Source organism: Microbacterium zouquanmingi, from assembly GCF_052266695.1.
Taxonomy (GTDB): domain Bacteria; phylum Actinomycetota; class Actinomycetes; order Actinomycetales; family Microbacteriaceae; genus Microbacterium.
Genome location: NZ_JBQPQZ010000001.1, coordinates 138,487 through 154,744, shown reverse-complemented (window position 1 = coordinate 154,744; position 16,258 = coordinate 138,487). Strand labels below are relative to the sequence as shown.

Below are 16,258 nucleotides of genomic sequence, written 5' to 3'. Positions count from 1 at the left end.
GATGGCCTCTGTAGGTGTGGGCTCGGGGGAGGGGGAATCCGTGATCACCCTTCGAGGTTAGCCGCGTCGCTGTGCGGTCTCCGACCACGTGACGGGTCGTGACCGGGAGCCGTAGCATGGAGCGGATGTCTGATACCCGTAACCTTCTGCGCACGCAGCAGTTTCCCGCCGTGCTCCTTCTGCTCGCCGCAGCGCTCGGCCTCCTGCTCGCGAACCTGCCCAGTCATGGACCGATCGCGGCGATTCTCGACGCGCATATTGCGATTCCGGGGACAGGCATCGACCTCTCGGTCGCACACTGGATCTCAGACGGACTGCTGGCGATCTTCTTCTTCGTCGTCGCGATGGAGCTGCAGTACGAACTCACCCGAGGAGAGCTCAACTCCTTCGGGAAGGCGCTGCAGCCCGCGATCGCTGCGGCAGGCGGCGTGCTCGTGCCGATCGCCATCTACCTCCTGATCGCCGGTGATGGAGCGACAGCATCCGGGTGGCCCATTCCTACCGCCACCGATATCGCCTTCGCGCTCGGGGTACTGGCGGTCTTCGGCAAGGGGCTGCCTGCCGCACTGCGGGTGTTCCTGCTCGCGCTCGCGATTCTCGACGACATCATCGGCATCGTCTTCATCGCCGTGCTTTTCGCGCACGATCTGAACTGGATCTTCCTCGTGCTCGCTGTCGTGGGCGTCGTCGCGTTCGGTGCCGTGTCGCGGATGCTGCCCGCGAAGCGCTCATGGCCCATCGTCGCCGTGATGATCATCCTCGGCGTTGTGGTGTGGGCGCTCGTGCTGCTCTCCGGCATCCACGCCACCATCGCAGGCGTCATGCTGGGACTGGCGATCGCGCAGGCGCCGTCGATGCGCGCCCGTCATGTTCTCGAACCCTGGGTCAACGCGGCGATCCTGCCGATCTTCGCGTTCGCTGCGGCATTCGTCGTGATTCCGGCTGTGGCACCGGCGGAGCTGTCTCCGGCGTTCTTCGGCATCGCAGTGGCACTGCCGGTGGGCAAGATCATCGGCATCACGGCGTTCGGGTGGATCGCCATCAAAATCGGCTCCCGCGGAAAGCGCCCTGCGCTGGGACTCATGGACCTGGTCGCGGCAGGAACGCTCGGCGGCATCGGGTTCACCGTCTCGCTGCTGCTGGCGAACCTGGCGTTCGCCGCCGATCCCGGCGTGCGTGACCAGGCGATCCTCGGCGTGCTCGTCGGATCGCTGATATCGGTGGTGCTCGCGGGAATTCTCGTCTCTTCCCGTGCGGCGTGGCACCGTCGCGTGAACGCGGCGAGCTCGTGACGACCTGGAGGATACGATGACCGACTCTGACGCACTGCGCACCGCCGCCGAGACGATGCGCGCGGTGCGCGAGAGGTGCGTCTGGTCGCAGCAGATCACGCATCGTGATCTCGTGCCCTACCTGATCGAAGAGTCCCACGAGGTCATCGACGCGGTCGAGAGCGGTTCGCGCGCCGACCTGCGGGAGGAACTCGGTGACCTGCTGTGGCAGGTGTTGTTCCACGCGGCGATCGCCGCGCAGGATGCGGAGGATCCGTTCGACATCGATGATGTGGCCGAGACGCTGACCGAGAAGATGGTCCGCCGGCATCCGCATGTCTTCGGCGATGAGGTGGCGACGACTGCTGACGAGGTGCTCGTGCACTGGAACGCGGCGAAGGCGGCCGAAAAACGTGAGCGACGCAGCGTGCTCGACGGGGTTCCCGCGGGGATGCCGTCACTCGCACGTGCGCAGAAGGTGCTGGGCCGTGCGGCATCCGTGGGAGCAGGCGACGATGTGGCGCTCGCCGCGCACGATGCAGCCGAGGTCGGCGCCGCGCCGGAGTCGGAAGAAGAGCTTGGCGAACTGCTGCTGATGCTCACAGCCACCGCTCGTGCGAACGGATGGGATGCAGAGCGCGCGCTTCGCGAACGCGTGCGCGTGCTCGAGGACGAGGTCCGCGCGGCCGAGGCTCGCTGACCTGGAAAGATAGAGACGTGGCTACTGTGAACCCGCCGCGCGGCATGCGCGACATCCTCCCCGCCGATAAGGCTCGCCGTGAGCGCGTGCTCTCCGTCATCCGCGAGCGCTACCTCGCGCATGGATTCGACGAGATCGAGACGCCTGCCGTCGAGGAGTACGACCGGCTGCATGCGGGCATCGGCGGCGACAACGAGAAGCTCTCGTACAACATCCTTCGTCGTGGGCTGGATGCTGACGCCATCGCCGCAGGCGCTGAGGACCCCGCTGCCCTCAGCGACCTGGGCCTGCGCTACGACCTGACGGTGCCGCTCGCGCGTTTCTACGCCAGCAATCGTGGGCAGCTTCCCGGCGTGTTCCGTGCGATTCAGATCGGCCCGGTCTGGCGCGCAGAGCGCCCGCAGAAGGGCCGCTACCGCCAGTTCATGCAGTGCGATATCGACATCATGGGCGATGACACCTCCCGTGCCGAAGCCGAGCTGCTGGTGGCATCCCTTGATGCCCTCGACGCGCTCGGCCTCGCCGGTGCGACCGTGCGCATCAACGACCGTCGAGTGCTCGATTGGATGCTGGATTCCTTCGGCTTCGCGGCCGAAGAGCGCCCTGGCGTGCTGATCACGATCGACAAGCTCGACAAGATCGGGCCCGACGGCATCATTGCTGAGCTGCGCGAACGTGAAGTCACGGCATCCGCTGTCGATGCCTTCGACGCGTTCCTGCGTCGTCCGCAGACGATGGAGTACAACGCCTTTGGCGAGCGGCAGGTTCGCAAGGCGCTGCCGGAGAACGCGCCGGATGACATTGTCCAGCACCTCGTTGGTATCGGCGAGGCTGTTGCTGGTGGGCGCCCTTCGACCGCGGGGACCGTCGAAGAGATTCCGCTTGTCTTCGATCCCTTCCTCGTACGAGGGATGGGCTACTACACCGGCACGATCTTCGAGCTCGCGCACCCGTCGGTGTCGTACTCGCTGGGTGGTGGCGGGCGCTACGACGGCATGATCGGTCGGTTCCTCGGCCAGCAGGTGCCCGCGGTCGGCTTCTCACTCGGCTTCGAACGGCTCGTCGACCTCGTCGAGTTGGATGCGGATGCCGAGAGCCAGGCGGTCGTCCTTGTACACGACGCTGATGTGCCGGTTACTGAACTCGTCGCGCACAAGGCCGCGTTACTTCGCTCCCTGAGCGCGTCGAAGGGTCGCGTACGTCTCGAGCGCCGCGTGAAGAACTTCAAGGCGCTACTGGAGCGCTCGGCCGCCGATGGCTATACCGCTTTCGCGACGGTTTCCGCCGGTGTCGAGCCAGGGTCGCTCGAGCTCAAGCCGCTGTCGTAGCCTCTGCTCCCGCATCCGAGCTTCGCCGTCAATCGAACTTCGGTCGCAGTTCCTCAGGTATCGTGTCAAACGTGGCGGGCGTCATCTCCCAACGTGCCGCATCGGTGTCCTCGAAAGTGACCTCATACTGGCCTTTATCTCGCTCGAGTTGCACGAGCAACTTGATCGGAAGCGGGCTACCTGGCTCGAAGTAGCTGTCCGTGTAGGCCTTGACCGCGGACCGGATCTCGTAGGGCGACGCGGTCACCCCCGTATCCTTTCCGTCAGCCGAGTAGGCGAACCCGTACACGCCATTGACCTTCTCAGCATCGAACTCGAGAACCATGGCCAGCGACGACGTAGGTCTTCCAGACGCCACCGCCGCGCTCGAGCACGACGGCATCCGCGTGCAGATCCCCGACGCCGTCGAGGGCGGGCGTATCGAGATTTTCGGTACGCACGACGTCCCAAAGCTCGGTTGGCGGACGCCGGTGGCCAGGCGGTCGTCCTCGTGCACGATGCTGATGTGCCGATTGCTGGACCCGTCGCGCAGCGTTCCGCAGCCGACGGCTACACCGCGTTCGCGACGGTTTCTGCCAGCACCGAGCCTGGAAGGCTGGAGCAGAGCCGCTGTCTTAGCCTCCGCCAGGCGCCTCAGCATCGACTCGGTTGGTGTAGAGGTCGATGACCTCAGACCACGACCAGCGCACATCGATGCCTCGTACAGGCTTTACGGCCCGACGTTCGGAGACCCAGCTGGCAGGCACGACGTGCAATGCGAGCGACATCGTCCCTTCGTCTTCGGACCCTGCCCACACCAGCGCGATCCCAACGGTCTCGGAGTACGTCCAGCAATCCGCCCGGGTGGCCCCGGCTACGCGGAGCGCGGCGTTGTACGAACCGATGCTGTCATCCCGGCGTTCTTCGAGTTCGAGCACGCGCCAGTTCCCGGCCCAATGCATGCCTGCACTCTGCATATTCGATGCGAACTTGGCGATTTGCCCAGCCTCGGCGTACGCGTTGTATTCGCTCGAGGGGATACCTTGCCATGCGAGCGGCAAGATCCTGACCGGCCCCCGGACAAGAATCGGGTTATCCGCTGAGAGCCAACCGTCGTGCCCCGCGTCGAATACGGCTGGAGGCAACCCGGTATCTCGTTGTATGAACGCACGCCCTTCGTACGGCAGAAGTCCGCCCGCTCGCAAAGATGCGGGACCGAATGCGACAGCCGCGTCCCTGTGCAGGTCCATGTCGAAACTCACTCGTCGTTCCTCGTATCCACTCGGGTGAACTCGACCACATCGGCCCAGGACCAGCTGAGATCTGCCCCGATCTTCTGCTTCAACTTCCCGCGACCCCGGGAGTCCCTTACCCAATCGATCGGAACCACCTGTACGGCCGTCAGCGTCTTAGGTGCCGGGAGCGGCTCTCCATAGACGACACAGACCATCGCGGTGTTGCCGAAGCGCCACCAGCAGGCGTCTCTCGCTCCGTTGCGCCTCAGCTCCGTTGCGTAGCCGCTCTTGCCTGTTTCAGGATCAAGATCGACCCAGATCGGGGACCCATGGCGGTGCCCGCAGTCGACGCGGATGTGAGTCGTGATTTCGGTGGCTCGCTTCTGGAGGCTTGGCCACTGTGCGTCATCCCCGTCGATCAGCGCAGGTTCCCACGAAAGGGGCACGATCCATGCATCGCCTCGGGCGAAGAGAGGTATGCCATCCGCGAGCCACTGATCATGGCGGACTTTCGTCGTCGACAAATCAGCGATTCGAATCTCGAGAGAGGTGATCACCCTGCCCGCGCCGTCAGGAAGCGTTGCCCCGGTGCGCATCGAGCGCGGCGCGAAATCCACCGAACGTCTGCTTCCCGCGTGGTCGGGCAGCGCCGCGCCGGTACGACGAGCTTCTGCAATCTGACGCAGCTTGCGCAGGACGGCCCAGAGCGCGGCCGTCTCGTCGTTGAACGTTCGCATTGTGTGCGTGATGATCGCGGACTGATCATCGGTGAGATGTGTTCTCCACACCCCGCCGCCGCGCTCCAGCACCACGGCATCCATATACAGATCACCGACGCCGTAGAGGACCGGTGTGTCGAGGTGCTCGGTGCGCACGACGTGCATGAGCTCGTCTACGTCCATCGTTCACCCCCAGGATCGATTCCATCGTACAAAGCAGACTGGATACCGACGCACCGTCGAGGCGTTGCTGCAATCGCTGTCAAAGGCGCGGACGCAGTTCCTCACGGATCTCGCTGTAGTTCTCTGCGGTCACTTTCCATCGTGTCGCATCGAGGTCCTCGACCGTTACTGCGTGCTCGCCCTTCTTTCGGTCGAACTGCAGGAGAAGCTTCACGGGCAGTCGTTCGCCCGGCGCGCAGCGACTCTCGATGTAGGTGTTCACGAGAGGGCGGATCGCGGAAGGACGTGACGCCACGGCGAGGATCTCACCGCTCGGCGAGTACGCGTAGCCGTACGTGCCGGTGAATCGGTCGCCATCGAAAGAGATCACCATGGCGAGCGAGTCCCAGTCGTCTCCGGCACCGCTCAGGTGCTCGACCAGGCCTTCGATCAGGGCTGCGATGGCATCATCGTTCTGCACGGCGCTCCACTCTCCATGGGCTCCCATCGTAACGACGTGTGAGCTGGCAGGACTCTCGCCTGCGGCGATGATCCGCAGGCGCCGTCTACGCCGACGAGCTACCGGTCTGAGAGCGCGCGACCTTGAGACGCAGCATCCGGTACGCCACGCCCACGAGGACGACTCCGGTTCCGATGAGCGTTGCCACGACGGGCAGAGTGTTCACCAGCACCAGGCAGCCGAGCGCGCCGAAGACCTGAAGCGCGCGCGGATAACGGCGCACATCTGCCTTCTGGCGGAACGCGGAGGCGTTCGCGATCAGGTAGTAGAGCAGCACGCCGAACGATGAGAAGCCGATCGCGTTGCGCAGATCGGCGAACAGCAGGATGACGATGACGACGAGACCGATTGCGATCTCGGCGCGGTGCGGAACCTGCCAGCGAGGATGCACGGCCGCGAGCCATGGCGGCAGGTCGGATTCGCGCGCCATCGCGAGGGTCGTGCGCCCGATTCCGGTCATCAGCGCGAGCAGCGCGCCGAGGGATGCTGTGGCGGCAGCGACTCGTACGACAGGTGCGAGCGCAGACCACCCGGCTGCGCTGACGACATCGGCCAGTGGCGCAGTGCTGGTCGCGGCATCCGCCCCCAGCGTCTGCATCACGACGACGGCGATGAGTGCGTAGACGATGATCGCTCCGGAGAGAGCGAACACGATCGCGCGCGGGATGTTGCGGGCGGGGTCTGTGACCTCTTCGCCCATCGTGGCGATGCGCGCGTAGCCGGCGAAGGCGAAGAACAGCAGCCCCGCCCCCTGCAGCACGCCGTAGGCGGTGAGGTCGGGCAGAGGAGTGGGATCTGCCGTCGGCGTTGCGGCGAACCCCGCGGCCACGACGACCGCGAGTCCCAGCAGCGAGACGATGACGAGGATGCGGGTGAGCAGCGCTGTGCGCGTGACACCGAAGCAGTTCACCGTGACGAGGGCGGCGACGGCGAGGATCGCGACCGGCAGCTGCCAGCCCTCGGGGGCGGCGTACGCCGCGAACGTCAACGCCATCGCGGCGCAGCTGGCGATCTTGCCGATGACGAAGCACCAGCCGGCGATGAATCCCCACCACGGGCCGATCTCGGCGCGGGCGTAGGAGTACGTGCCGCCCGAAACCGGGTGCACGGCGGCGAGCTGGGCAGACGAGGTGGCATTGCAGAACGCCACCACAGCGGCGATGGCCAGCGCGATGAGCAGACCGGAACCGGCGGCGTCGAGCGCTGGTCCCCACACCGAGAAGACCCCGGCGCCGACCATAGAGCCAAGACCGATGGCGACGGCATCTGTGAGGGTCAGGCGACGGGCGAGCTGCATCCTGTCATCGTGTCACCTGCGGGTGAACTTCAGGTGTCGCGAGCGACGGTCACACGCTTCTTCTCACGGATGTAGACCTCCCGGCGCACCTTCGCCACCACGTCTCCGTTGCGGTCGGTGATCTCGGTCTCGAACCATTCGAGCACCTTTGCGCCGCCGTGCGCGCGTTCGCGGATCTCAGCGATCCGCTCCTTCGAGACGTGGAAGTGCGCGGTCAGCACGCCACGTCCCGGCTTGATGAGGTCGATCTCACCACGGGTGTCCCAGACCACGTAGTCACGTCCGAGCTGGTGCATGACGAGCATGAAGTAGTACGGGTCGGTCATCGCTGACATCGAGCCGCCGAACGCGGTCTTCACATAGTTGCGCGTGAACACGTTGACATGCAGCTCGACGCTCGCTCGCGTCCAGTCGTCGCTGAAGCGCCGAACGCGGATGCCGCTGAAGAAGTTCGGGGCCCACAGGCTCATTCCGATAGCGAGGCGGCGGGGAGTGATCTTCATGTCCTCAGTGTGGCCGACCGAAAGAGGTCAGCAAGAATTGATGTGAGTGTTGCCACAGTTGTTCTAGTTGTCATAGAATTACAGCGATAACTCAGGAGGTGCAGGATGCTCATCAGAATCGATGCCGAGAGCAATCGGCCGCTGTTCGAGCAGGTCGCGTCCTCGGTGCGCGGCGACATCCTCACCGGACGCATCGGCCCGGGGGACCGGCTGCCGACGGCGCGTGAGGTGGCTGATGCGCTCGAGATCAACCTGCACACCGTCCTCCGCGCTTACCAGCAGTTGCGTGACGAGGGCCTGATCGATCTGCGCCGTGGCCGCGGCGCGGTGGTCTCCGCTTCTGCCGCGCCCCTCGCCGATCTCGCCGGCGACGTCGCTGATCTCGTCCGCCGCGCCGCGTCCCTCGGGATCTCATCTACAACTCTTGCCTCTCTCGTGAAGGACACAGCTCATGAAAGATGACGTCCGGCGGTCCCGCACCGCATTTGTCTGGGTTGGTGTGATCGTCCCGTTGGCGATCATCCTCATCACCACCGTCATAGTCGCGACATGGCTGCCGGAGCTGCCTGACCCGATCGCTACTCACTGGGGCGCTGAGGGCGTCGACGGCTACGGGCCGAAGTGGATGGCGATCGTGCTTCCGCTCGGTGTCGGTGGTGGTTTGGTGGCGTTCATGACGCTGATCGGGGTGTCAGGGCACCGCATGCCGCAGAGCAGCACGAAGTCACAGGTACAGCCGTGGGGGCCCACGTCGCGATTCCTCGGCGGAATGAACCTGGGGCTCGCCCTGCTCTTCGCGTTCATCTCACTTGTCATGACTGGGGTGCAACGCGGGATCACCGACGCGGCACAGGCGCCTGACATCGCAGGCGCGGTCTGGATCGCGCTCGGGCTGCTCGTCGTCGGTGCAGCGGTCGGATGGTTCCTGCAGCCGCGCTCGCCTGAGCCCACTGGTGACGCGGGGGCGGCGGGAGAAGACATCGAGCTCGGTGAGACGGAGCGCGCAGCCTGGTTCGGTACCGCCGCGATGGCGCGCCCCGGCATCATCACCTTGATCGTGGCAGTCCTCCTGCTGATCATCACGACCGTATGGGTATTCGGCGCCGATCCCGGCACGGGATGGATCATGGCCACGGTCACGCTGTTGGTGGTCCTGCTGGTCGTCGTCACGCTCGTCTTCCGCGTCAGGGTGAACGCTGAGGGACTTCGAGTGCGCTCGATCGCAGGGTGGCCGCGGTGGAACATCCCCGCGGCAGACATCAGCGATGTGCGGGTCGTATCGGTCAATCCGATGGGAGAGTTCGGCGGGTGGGGTCTGCGCATCGCCGTCGACGGCCGGATGGGCATCGTGCTGCGCACCGGGGAGGGCCTCCAGGTCACTCGGCACAGCGGTCGACGATTCGTCATCACCATCGACGATGCCGCCACCGCGGCATCCGTACTCAACAGTGCTGCCAAGGGAGCGCAATCATGACCCGCATCCGCCCGTTCGCCACCATCGCGTTCATTGTCCTCGCCTGCGGGCTGGCCTGGCTCGTCGCCCTTCCGCTGTGGATGGATGGCGGGCTCGCGAATCCGCTCACGGGGATCCTGATCCCGATCATGATGTACACGCCGGCGGTCGCCGTGCTGATCGTCATGCTCGCTCTGCGTCCGGTGCCGAAAGGCGAGCGCCTGAGATTTCTGGGCATCTGGCCGCTGCGTCCGGCGAAGCGCGTCGTGTGGATGATGGTGCTCGGCCTGTTCGCTCCCATCGTGCTGACGATGGCGACTGTGGCCGTTGCGGCGCTGTGCGGATGGGTGCAGCTCGACCTGGTGCACTTCTCGGCGTTCGCCGAGCAGATCGAGGCGAGCCTTCCTGCAGGAGTGCCCGCACCGCCGGCCATCATCGTGATCCTCTCGCAGCTCATGCTGATCCCCGTCGCCGGAGCCACGATCAACTCGGCTCTCGCCTTCGGTGAAGAGATCGGCTGGCGTGGTTTCCTCGTTCCGGCGCTGCGTCCGCTGGGAACGTGGCCTGCGCTGCTGATCAGCGGTGCCGTGTGGGGACTGTGGCACTCGCCCGTCATCCTGCTCGGCTACAACTTCGGCCGCCTCGACATCACCGGCGTGCTGTTCATGACGGGCGGATGCATCGCCTGGGGCGTACTGCTCGGATGGCTGCGCCTGCGTTCGGCGTCGGTGTGGCCGGCGGTATTCGCGCACGGCGCGATGAATGCTTCCGGTGGACTGATCGGGCTGCTGTACCTTTCCGGGACCACGTTCGATCCCGCGCTGGCGGGCTTGCTCGGAGTATCCGGCTGGATCGTATGCGCGATCGTGGCGGTTGTGCCGGCGCTGACCGGGCAGTTCCGTCATCAGCCCGAGCTGGACGGTGCAGTGGGTCGCGTGCTCTCCGCACCGCGCATTGGAGCGCAGCACACGGGCGCTTGACGTGGCGAGCACCGCGGGGTTGGGTGGAGCCATGGCCGAATCGACTCCCGCGAACTGGCGCCGCACAGACGAGTTCCTCTCTGAGCTGCTGGTCGGCCACGACGCGGCGCTCGCCGCCGCGCTCGCTGCGCAGGAAGCCGCCGGGATGCCGGCGATCGAGGTGGCACCGGTCAGCGGCAAGCTGCTCGGCCTCCTCGCCCGCATCAGCGGCGCTCGCCGTGTGCTCGAGGTCGGCACGCTCGGTGGATATTCGACGATCTGGCTCGCGCGCGCCGTCGGCGATGACGGTGAGGTCGTCTCGATCGAAGCCGAGCCAGCGAATGCCGCAGTGGCACGAGCGAGCATCGATGCGGCCGGGGTGGGGGATCGGGTCGCCATCCGCATCGGGCGCGCGGCGGAGGTGCTGCCCACGCTCGAAGGCTCAGAGCCCTTCGACCTGGTATTCATCGATGCGGATAAGCAGTCGAACACGATCTACCTCGACTGGGCGGCCCGGCTCGGCAGACAGGGCACCGTCATCGTGCTCGACAACATCGGGCGAGACGGCGAGATCGTCAATGACGCGACGACCGATCCGATGGTGATCGGCACGCGTGACGCATTGCGGATGCTGGCGGAGGACCCGCGCTTCGACGCGACGGCTCTCCAGACCGTGGGAATCAAAGGCTGGGACGGCTTCGCGCTCGCCCTCGTGATCTGAACATGTGGCGGGTGAGCGCCGCCAGCTAGACTGACCACGGATCGACGACGCTCCACACCCACCTTTCTCTCTGATCAAGGAGCACATACGTGGCACTCATCGAGGCTGTAGGCGCACGCGAGATTCTGGATTCCCGTGGCAACCCGACCGTCGAGGTGGAGGTGCTCCTCGATGATGGGATCGTCCAGCGGGCAGCTGTTCCCTCCGGCGCATCCACTGGCGCGTTCGAAGCGTACGAGCTCCGCGACGGTGACAAGTCCCGCTACGGTGGCAAGGGCGTCCTCAAGGCTGTCGAAGCGATCATCGACGAGCTCGGCCCTGCGATCGAGGGTGTCGAGGCGAGCGAGCAGCGCATCGTCGACGAGATCCTGAACGAGACCGACGGCACCGAGAACAAGAAGCGCACCGGCGCCAACGCGATCCTCGGCGTGAGCCTCGCGGTCGCCAAGGCTGCCGCAGACAGCGCAGACCTGCCGCTGTACCGCTACCTCGGCGGACCCAACGCGCACGTCCTGCCCGTTCCGCTGTTCAACGTCATCAACGGTGGCGAGCACGCCGACAACGGCATCGACATGCAGGAGTTCTTCCTCGCACCCATCGGCGCCGACACATACTCAGAGTCGCTGCGCTGGGGCGTCGAGACCTACCACGTGCTCCGCGGCGAGCTGAAGGCTGCGGGCTACGCCACGGGCCTCGGCGACGAGGGCGGCTTCGCGCCCGACCTGCCCAGCAACCGCGAGGGACTGGACTTCCTCGTCAAGGCCATCGAGAAGGCCGGCTTCACCCCGGGCAAGGACATCGCCCTCGGCCTCGATGTCGCCGCAACCGAGTTCTTCAAGGACGGCGTCTACCGCCTCGAGAACAAGGACTGGTCGGCTGACGAGCTCATCTCGTACTACGAGGGCCTCGTGAACGACTTCCCGATCGTCACGATCGAGGACGCGCTCGCCGAGGACGACTGGGATGCCTGGAAGTCACTCACCGACGCACTCGGCTCGAAGGTGCAGCTCGTCGGTGACGACCTGTTCGTCACGAACCCGCAGCGCCTGGCAGACGGCATCAAGCGCGGTGTCGCCAACTCGCTCCTGGTGAAGGTCAACCAGATCGGCACCCTCACCGAGACGTTCGACGCTGTCAGCCTCGCTCAGCGCTCCGGATACACCGCGATGCTCTCGCACCGCTCGGGTGAGACCGAAGACACCACGATCGCCGACCTCGCCGTTGCGACGAACGCCGGCCAGATCAAGACGGGTGCACCGGCGCGCAGCGAGCGTGTTGCGAAGTACAACCAGCTGCTGCGCATCGAAGAAGACCTCGCAGACGCCGCGGTCTTCGCCGGCCGCTCGGCGTTCCCGCGTTTCCAGGCCTGAGCGCGTAAAGCGATCGACTGAACGCAGCACAGCACACAGCTGAGAGACGACAGAGAGGGGAGTCATGACGAAACGTCCGGCTCCCCTTTCTGCTCCCTCGGCACAGGCCACCCCTCGTGCGCAGGCTCGTCCGCGCGTGCAGAACGCCCAGGTCGACGTGCGGGAGTGGGCCTCCGGCATCCGTCTTTCGGGATTCATGGTCATCATGCTCTCGCTGGTCATCCTCGGCGCGTGGGTGCTCGTGCCCACGCTCGGCACCTACATCGATCAACGTCAGAAGATCGCGGCGCTGGAGGCTTCGGTGCAGGTGAGTGCCGCAGAGATCAAGGCGCTCGAACAGCAGCAGACGCGCTGGGAAGACCCCGCGTTCATCACCACGCAGGCGCGCGAGCGTCTGTACTACGTCAAGCCCGGCGAGGTCGTCTACCTCGTCGACAACGACCTCGACCCCGCCTCTCTGCCAAAGGAGCAAGCCCCGGTCAGCGGTGATCTCGTGGAGACGCCGGCCGACTGGATGCCGCAACTGCTGCGGACCGTCGTCGGAGCAGGTCTGGCGCAGAACGCAGCCCCCGGCCCTGCGGAGTGATTTCGGGAGATTCCACAGGCGGGACCCGTAGGCTGATGGGGTGACGACACCGCCATTCGCCCCGCCCACCTCCGCTGAAATCGACGTGGTCTCCGCACAGCTCGGCCGCCAGGCGCGCGGTGTCGTCGGTATCGCCGCACGGTGTGTCTGCGGCAACCCGACGGTGGTTGCGACAAGCCCTCGTCTGGGCGACGGCTCTCCGTTCCCCACGTTCTATTACCTCACTCATCCCGCGGCAACCGCGGCCATGTCGACGCTCGAAGCGAATCAGCTCATGCCTGAGCTGGCAGCCACGCTCGAGGATGAAACAGTCGCCGCTGCCTACCTGGCAGCGCACGAGGCGTTTCTTGCGGACCGCGCTCAGTTCGGTGACGTCGAGGAGATCGCGGGCATCTCCGCCGGAGGCATGCCCACCCGGGTGAAATGCCTGCATGCGCTGGCCGGGCACGCTCTCGCGGCAGGCCCCGGAGTGAACCCGATCGGCGACGCTGCGCTCGAGCGTTCGAGCTGGTCGCCGCAGCGCTGCCAGTGCGAAGACCCGGGCGCTGCGACGCGATGAAGCTGAAGACGATGCTGCGGGGAGCTGTCGCTGGCGCGGCGGTTGCAGCATCCGTCTTGCTCGTCGGTGCGACCGCCACCCCAACACCCGCGCCCACCCCGACGCCGGTGCCGGTGCCGATCCCGGACAACCCGTCTGATCCGGTACGCGCACTCGAGTACTGGCTCGACAGTGCCCAGATCCGCGAGGCGTGGCAGACGACGCGCGGCGAGGGTGCCACGATCGCCATCATCGACACCGGAATCGGCAAGGCTCCCACCGCCTTCGACAACGCCGTGACAGCAGGCACCGACGTCTCCGGCAGCGGTACGCCCGATGGCCGCTCTCCTGTCGGCGCTGTCGATGGCGATCACGGTTCGTGGGTTGCCTCTCTCGCGGCCGCGCGGGGAAAGAGCGACGGCACCGGAATGATCGGTGTCGCCCCCGAAGCCAAGCTGCTCTCGGTATCGATCGGCTTCGGCGCCGCCGCAGCAGTGCCGTTCGTCGACCAGGTCGCCGAGGGCATCCGCTGGGCCGTCGATCACGGCGCCGACATCATCAACATGTCCTTCACGACCAACACTCTCGACTGGGACAAGAGCTGGGATGAAGCGTTCCTTTACGCCTATGAGCATGACGTCGTCGTCATCGTCGCCGCGGGAAACCGGGGCAGTGGCACCTCAGTCGTCGGCGCGCCGGCGACGATCCCAGGGGTACTCACCGTCGGCGGCGTCAACCAGACGGGAACAGCGAGCGTCGAGGCATCCACCCAGGGCATCACGATCGGAATCTCCGCACCCAGCGAAGGACTTCTCGGCATCTCGGCCGACGGTCAGCTGAGTGCCTGGCGCGGTACAAGCGGTGCGGCGCCGATTGTGGCGGGAGTGGCGGCGCTCGTGCGCTCGGCTCACCCTGACCTGGATGCGGCGAACGTCATCAACCGCATCATCCGCACCGCGACTCCGGTTCCTGGGGTGACCGCGGTCCCCGACAAGCTCTACGGCTATGGTCTGCTGAACGCGGCAGCTGCGGTCTCCGCATCCGTTCCTCTTGTCGATGAGAATCCGATGGGCGACCTCGCTGAATGGGTGCGGCTGTACCGCCGTGCTGATGTGGAGCCCGCGCCGGAGCCGGAGTTCACGCCGATCGAGGTCGCTCCGCTTCCCGCCGCAGATGCGCCGACCACTCCCGGTTCGCCGCTGCTTCCCAGCGCAGAAACGTTGCGCTTCGGGACGCTTCCGCTCATAGCACTCACAGTCCCTGGTATTCTTGTCGGGCTAGGCGTCACCGCAGCGGCCCGGCGCATCCGATCGGCGCGCAAGCAACGCACGCCAGCAGCCTGACGAGGAGTTGTCCTTCTGTGCCTGAGAACAGAACTGTGCCCAAGATTCTGATCGTCGGTGGTGGCTACGCGGGCTTCTACACTGCGTGGAAGCTCGAGAAGCACCTCCGCAAGGGCGAAGCTGAAGTGACGATGGTCGATCCCTTGCCCTATATGGCGTACCTGCCCTTCCTTCCGGAGGTTGCTGCCGGATCGATCGAACCGCGTCACGCCGTGGTCTCGACCCGCCGCCACCTGAAGCGCACGAACGTGGTTGCCGCGAAGGTGACCAAGATCGATCACGCGAACAAGGTCGCCACGATCACCCCGGCAGAGGGCGAGTCGTACGAATACGCCTACGACCAGATCGTCGTCACCGCTGGCTCGGTGTCGCGCACCTTCCCGATCCCGGGCATCGCTGACAACGCGATCGGCATGAAGTCGATCGAAGAGGCCGTCTGGGTCCGCGACAAGCTCCTGTCGAACTTCGACAAGGCCGCAGCCCTTCCGGCCGGGCCCGAGCGCGAGCGTCTGCTCACCGTCGTCGTCGTCGGCGGTGGCTTCGCGGGCATCGAGACCTTCGCCGAGCTGCGCTCCTTCGCTTCTGCGCTGCTCAAGCGCTACCCGGAGCTCACGTTCGAAGAGACGCACTTCCACCTCGTCGAGGCCATGGGGCGCATCATGCCCGAGGTCTCGCTCAAGACCAGCGAGTGGGTCCTCAAGGACCTCGCCAAGCGCGGCGCGAACGTTCACCTCGACACTCAGGTCACCGGTGCTGTCGGCGGTAACGTCGAGCTGTCGACGGGTGAGGTCATCCCCAGCGACATCATCGTCTGGACTGCAGGCGTCATGGCCAACCCGCAGGTCGTCCGCGCGGGTGACCTTCCCATCGAAGAGCGCGGTCGCATTCGCGCCGAGGCCACGCTGCGCGTCATCGACGCCGACGCGAACGTCGTCGAGGGCGCCTGGACCGCAGGTGACGTCTCGGCTGTTCCCGACCTCACCGGTGGGGGCGTCGGCGGCTTCTGCGTTCCGAACGCACAGCATGCGGTTCGCCAGGCCAAGCGCCTTGCCAAGAACCTCGTTGCGGTTCTGCGTGGCGAAGAGCCCGTGAACTACGTGCACAAGAACCTCGGTGCCGTTGCTGGCCTGGGCCTGGGCACCGGTGTCTTCCAGTCCGGAAAGTTCGCCCTCAAGGGTTTCCTCGCCTGGGTCGCGCACCGCGGCTACCACGGTCTGGCCATGCCGACGTGGGAGCGCAAGTGGCGCGTGCTGTGGGGCTGGTGGAACAACCTGTGGCTCGACCGCGACATCGTGAACCTCGAGAAGGTCCAGCAGCCGCACGCGTTCTTCCAGGAGTTCGCCGCACGTCCTCGCCCGGCAGCGGATGCTGCTCCGGCAAAGCCTGCCGCGGAGAAGCCTGCCGCGGAGAAGCCTGCTGCGGAGAAGCCCGCTGCTGCCAAGAAGGCTCCTGCCAAGAAGGCTCCCGCGAAGAAGGCTCCGGCCAAGCAGGCTGCGTCGTAATCACGATCTGACCGCGCATGCGGGATGCTTTTCGTCGCTTGTGGGACTCCACAAGAAGCGAAAAGCATCCCG

At 65.8% G+C, this 16,258-nt stretch carries 19 protein-coding genes; 12 read left to right on the top strand and 7 right to left on the bottom strand.

Annotated elements, in window-relative coordinates; all coding sequences use genetic code 11:
- Positions 1-125 precede the first annotated feature (125 nt).
- From nhaA to ACTU6U_RS00780, 3 genes are read left to right on the top strand one after another with little or no spacing between them, the layout of a single operon-like run.
- Positions 126-1,292, top strand: coding sequence for a Na+/H+ antiporter NhaA (gene nhaA / locus ACTU6U_RS00790; RefSeq protein ID WP_443467256.1), 1,167 nt, complete (start codon positions 126-128; stop codon positions 1,290-1,292).
- Between the two features lie 16 nt (positions 1,293-1,308).
- Positions 1,309-1,971, top strand: a complete 663-nt coding sequence (locus ACTU6U_RS00785) for a nucleoside triphosphate pyrophosphohydrolase (RefSeq protein ID WP_443467255.1) — start codon at positions 1,309-1,311, stop codon at positions 1,969-1,971.
- A gap of 44 nt (positions 1,972-2,015) precedes the next feature.
- Positions 2,016-3,299, top strand: a complete 1,284-nt coding sequence (locus tag ACTU6U_RS00780; protein ID WP_443467892.1) for a histidine--tRNA ligase — start codon at positions 2,016-2,018, stop codon at positions 3,297-3,299.
- Between the two features lie 28 nt (positions 3,300-3,327).
- On the opposite strand, the gene ACTU6U_RS00775 is transcribed toward ACTU6U_RS00780, so the two are convergent.
- The 7 genes from ACTU6U_RS00775 to ACTU6U_RS00745 form a co-directional block, all read right to left on the bottom strand.
- Positions 3,328-3,624, bottom strand: coding sequence for a hypothetical protein (locus tag ACTU6U_RS00775; RefSeq protein WP_443467254.1), 297 nt, complete (start codon positions 3,622-3,624; stop codon positions 3,328-3,330).
- Positions 3,602-3,739 carry a hypothetical protein gene (locus ACTU6U_RS00770; RefSeq protein WP_443467253.1) on the bottom strand — a complete coding sequence of 46 codons (138 nt, stop codon included), beginning with the start codon at positions 3,737-3,739 and terminating at the stop codon, positions 3,602-3,604. Before ACTU6U_RS00770 ends, ACTU6U_RS00775 begins: the two co-directional genes overlap by 23 nt.
- 174 nt (positions 3,740-3,913) lie before the next feature.
- On the bottom strand, positions 3,914-4,240 hold the full coding sequence (locus ACTU6U_RS00765) for a hypothetical protein (RefSeq protein WP_443467252.1): 327 nt from the start codon (positions 4,238-4,240) through the stop codon (positions 3,914-3,916).
- Positions 4,241-4,536: 296 nt separating this feature from the next.
- Positions 4,537-5,415 carry a hypothetical protein gene (locus tag ACTU6U_RS00760; protein ID WP_443467251.1) on the bottom strand — a complete coding sequence of 293 codons (879 nt, stop codon included), beginning with the start codon at positions 5,413-5,415 and terminating at the stop codon, positions 4,537-4,539.
- A gap of 79 nt (positions 5,416-5,494) precedes the next feature.
- Positions 5,495-5,875 carry a hypothetical protein gene (locus tag ACTU6U_RS00755; protein ID WP_443467250.1) on the bottom strand — a complete coding sequence of 127 codons (381 nt, stop codon included), beginning with the start codon at positions 5,873-5,875 and terminating at the stop codon, positions 5,495-5,497.
- 85 nt (positions 5,876-5,960) lie between these two features.
- Entirely contained in the window at positions 5,961-7,211 is a 1,251-nt protein-coding gene (locus ACTU6U_RS00750) for an APC family permease (protein WP_443467249.1), read from the bottom strand.
- A 29-nt stretch (positions 7,212-7,240) separates the two neighbouring features.
- Positions 7,241-7,714: a DUF4442 domain-containing protein gene (locus ACTU6U_RS00745; RefSeq protein WP_443467248.1), complete on the bottom strand. Its 474-nt coding sequence runs from the start codon at positions 7,712-7,714 to the stop codon at positions 7,241-7,243.
- 105 nt (positions 7,715-7,819) lie between these two features.
- Between ACTU6U_RS00745 and ACTU6U_RS00740 the strand changes: the two genes are divergently transcribed.
- From ACTU6U_RS00740 to ACTU6U_RS00700, 9 genes are all read left to right on the top strand, one after another.
- Complete coding sequence (locus ACTU6U_RS00740; RefSeq protein ID WP_443467247.1) at positions 7,820-8,176, top strand: GntR family transcriptional regulator; 357 nt, start codon at positions 7,820-7,822, stop codon at positions 8,174-8,176.
- Complete coding sequence (locus tag ACTU6U_RS00735) at positions 8,166-9,188, top strand: DUF1648 domain-containing protein (protein WP_443467246.1); 1,023 nt, start codon at positions 8,166-8,168, stop codon at positions 9,186-9,188. The genes ACTU6U_RS00740 and ACTU6U_RS00735 overlap by 11 nt, the downstream gene beginning before the upstream one ends.
- Positions 9,185-10,147 carry a CPBP family intramembrane glutamic endopeptidase gene (locus ACTU6U_RS00730; RefSeq protein ID WP_443467245.1) on the top strand — a complete coding sequence of 321 codons (963 nt, stop codon included), beginning with the start codon at positions 9,185-9,187 and terminating at the stop codon, positions 10,145-10,147. Before ACTU6U_RS00735 ends, ACTU6U_RS00730 begins: the two co-directional genes overlap by 4 nt.
- 31 nt (positions 10,148-10,178) lie before the next feature.
- Positions 10,179-10,847: an O-methyltransferase gene (locus ACTU6U_RS00725; protein WP_443467244.1), complete on the top strand. Its 669-nt coding sequence runs from the start codon at positions 10,179-10,181 to the stop codon at positions 10,845-10,847.
- Positions 10,848-10,936: 89 nt separating this feature from the next.
- On the top strand, positions 10,937-12,217 hold the full coding sequence (eno, locus tag ACTU6U_RS00720; RefSeq protein ID WP_443467243.1) for a phosphopyruvate hydratase: 1,281 nt from the start codon (positions 10,937-10,939) through the stop codon (positions 12,215-12,217).
- Between the two features lie 64 nt (positions 12,218-12,281).
- The gene (locus tag ACTU6U_RS00715) at positions 12,282-12,803 is read left to right on the top strand and encodes an FtsB family cell division protein (protein WP_443467242.1); all 522 of its coding nucleotides are present in this window, start codon (positions 12,282-12,284) and stop codon (positions 12,801-12,803) included.
- A 40-nt stretch (positions 12,804-12,843) separates the two neighbouring features.
- On the top strand, positions 12,844-13,362 hold the full coding sequence (locus ACTU6U_RS00710) for a DUF501 domain-containing protein (protein ID WP_443467241.1): 519 nt from the start codon (positions 12,844-12,846) through the stop codon (positions 13,360-13,362).
- Positions 13,359-14,684 (top strand): S8 family peptidase, encoded by a 1,326-nt coding sequence (locus tag ACTU6U_RS00705; protein WP_443467240.1) that lies wholly within the window; start codon positions 13,359-13,361, stop codon positions 14,682-14,684. The genes ACTU6U_RS00710 and ACTU6U_RS00705 overlap by 4 nt, the downstream gene beginning before the upstream one ends.
- A 35-nt stretch (positions 14,685-14,719) precedes the next feature.
- A complete protein-coding gene (locus ACTU6U_RS00700) occupies positions 14,720-16,186 on the top strand; it encodes an NAD(P)/FAD-dependent oxidoreductase (protein ID WP_443467239.1) in 1,467 nt (488 codons plus the stop codon).
- Positions 16,187-16,258: the final 72 nt, after the last annotated feature.

What these genes read in the sequence shown, in the direction of transcription:
- nhaA (WP_443467256.1), top strand. Translation starts at nt 126, where the DNA reads ATGTCTGATACCCGTAACCTTCTGCGCACGCAGCAGTTTCCCGCCGTG.
- ACTU6U_RS00785 (WP_443467255.1), top strand. Translation starts at nt 1,309, where the DNA reads ATGACCGACTCTGACGCACTGCGCACCGCCGCCGAGACGATGCGCGCG.
- ACTU6U_RS00780 (WP_443467892.1), top strand. Translation starts at nt 2,016, where the DNA reads ATGCGCGACATCCTCCCCGCCGATAAGGCTCGCCGTGAGCGCGTGCTC.
- ACTU6U_RS00775 (WP_443467254.1), bottom strand. Translation starts at nt 3,624, where the DNA reads ATGGTTCTCGAGTTCGATGCTGAGAAGGTCAATGGCGTGTACGGGTTC.
- ACTU6U_RS00765 (WP_443467252.1), bottom strand. Translation starts at nt 4,240, where the DNA reads ATGCATTGGGCCGGGAACTGGCGCGTGCTCGAACTCGAAGAACGCCGG.
- ACTU6U_RS00760 (WP_443467251.1), bottom strand. Translation starts at nt 5,415, where the DNA reads ATGGACGTAGACGAGCTCATGCACGTCGTGCGCACCGAGCACCTCGAC.
- ACTU6U_RS00750 (WP_443467249.1), bottom strand. Translation starts at nt 7,211, where the DNA reads ATGCAGCTCGCCCGTCGCCTGACCCTCACAGATGCCGTCGCCATCGGT.
- ACTU6U_RS00745 (WP_443467248.1), bottom strand. Translation starts at nt 7,714, where the DNA reads ATGAAGATCACTCCCCGCCGCCTCGCTATCGGAATGAGCCTGTGGGCC.
- ACTU6U_RS00740 (WP_443467247.1), top strand. Translation starts at nt 7,820, where the DNA reads ATGCTCATCAGAATCGATGCCGAGAGCAATCGGCCGCTGTTCGAGCAG.
- ACTU6U_RS00735 (WP_443467246.1), top strand. Translation starts at nt 8,166, where the DNA reads ATGAAAGATGACGTCCGGCGGTCCCGCACCGCATTTGTCTGGGTTGGT.
- ACTU6U_RS00730 (WP_443467245.1), top strand. Translation starts at nt 9,185, where the DNA reads ATGACCCGCATCCGCCCGTTCGCCACCATCGCGTTCATTGTCCTCGCC.
- ACTU6U_RS00725 (WP_443467244.1), top strand. Translation starts at nt 10,179, where the DNA reads ATGGCCGAATCGACTCCCGCGAACTGGCGCCGCACAGACGAGTTCCTC.
- ACTU6U_RS00715 (WP_443467242.1), top strand. Translation starts at nt 12,282, where the DNA reads ATGACGAAACGTCCGGCTCCCCTTTCTGCTCCCTCGGCACAGGCCACC.
- ACTU6U_RS00705 (WP_443467240.1), top strand. Translation starts at nt 13,359, where the DNA reads ATGAAGCTGAAGACGATGCTGCGGGGAGCTGTCGCTGGCGCGGCGGTT.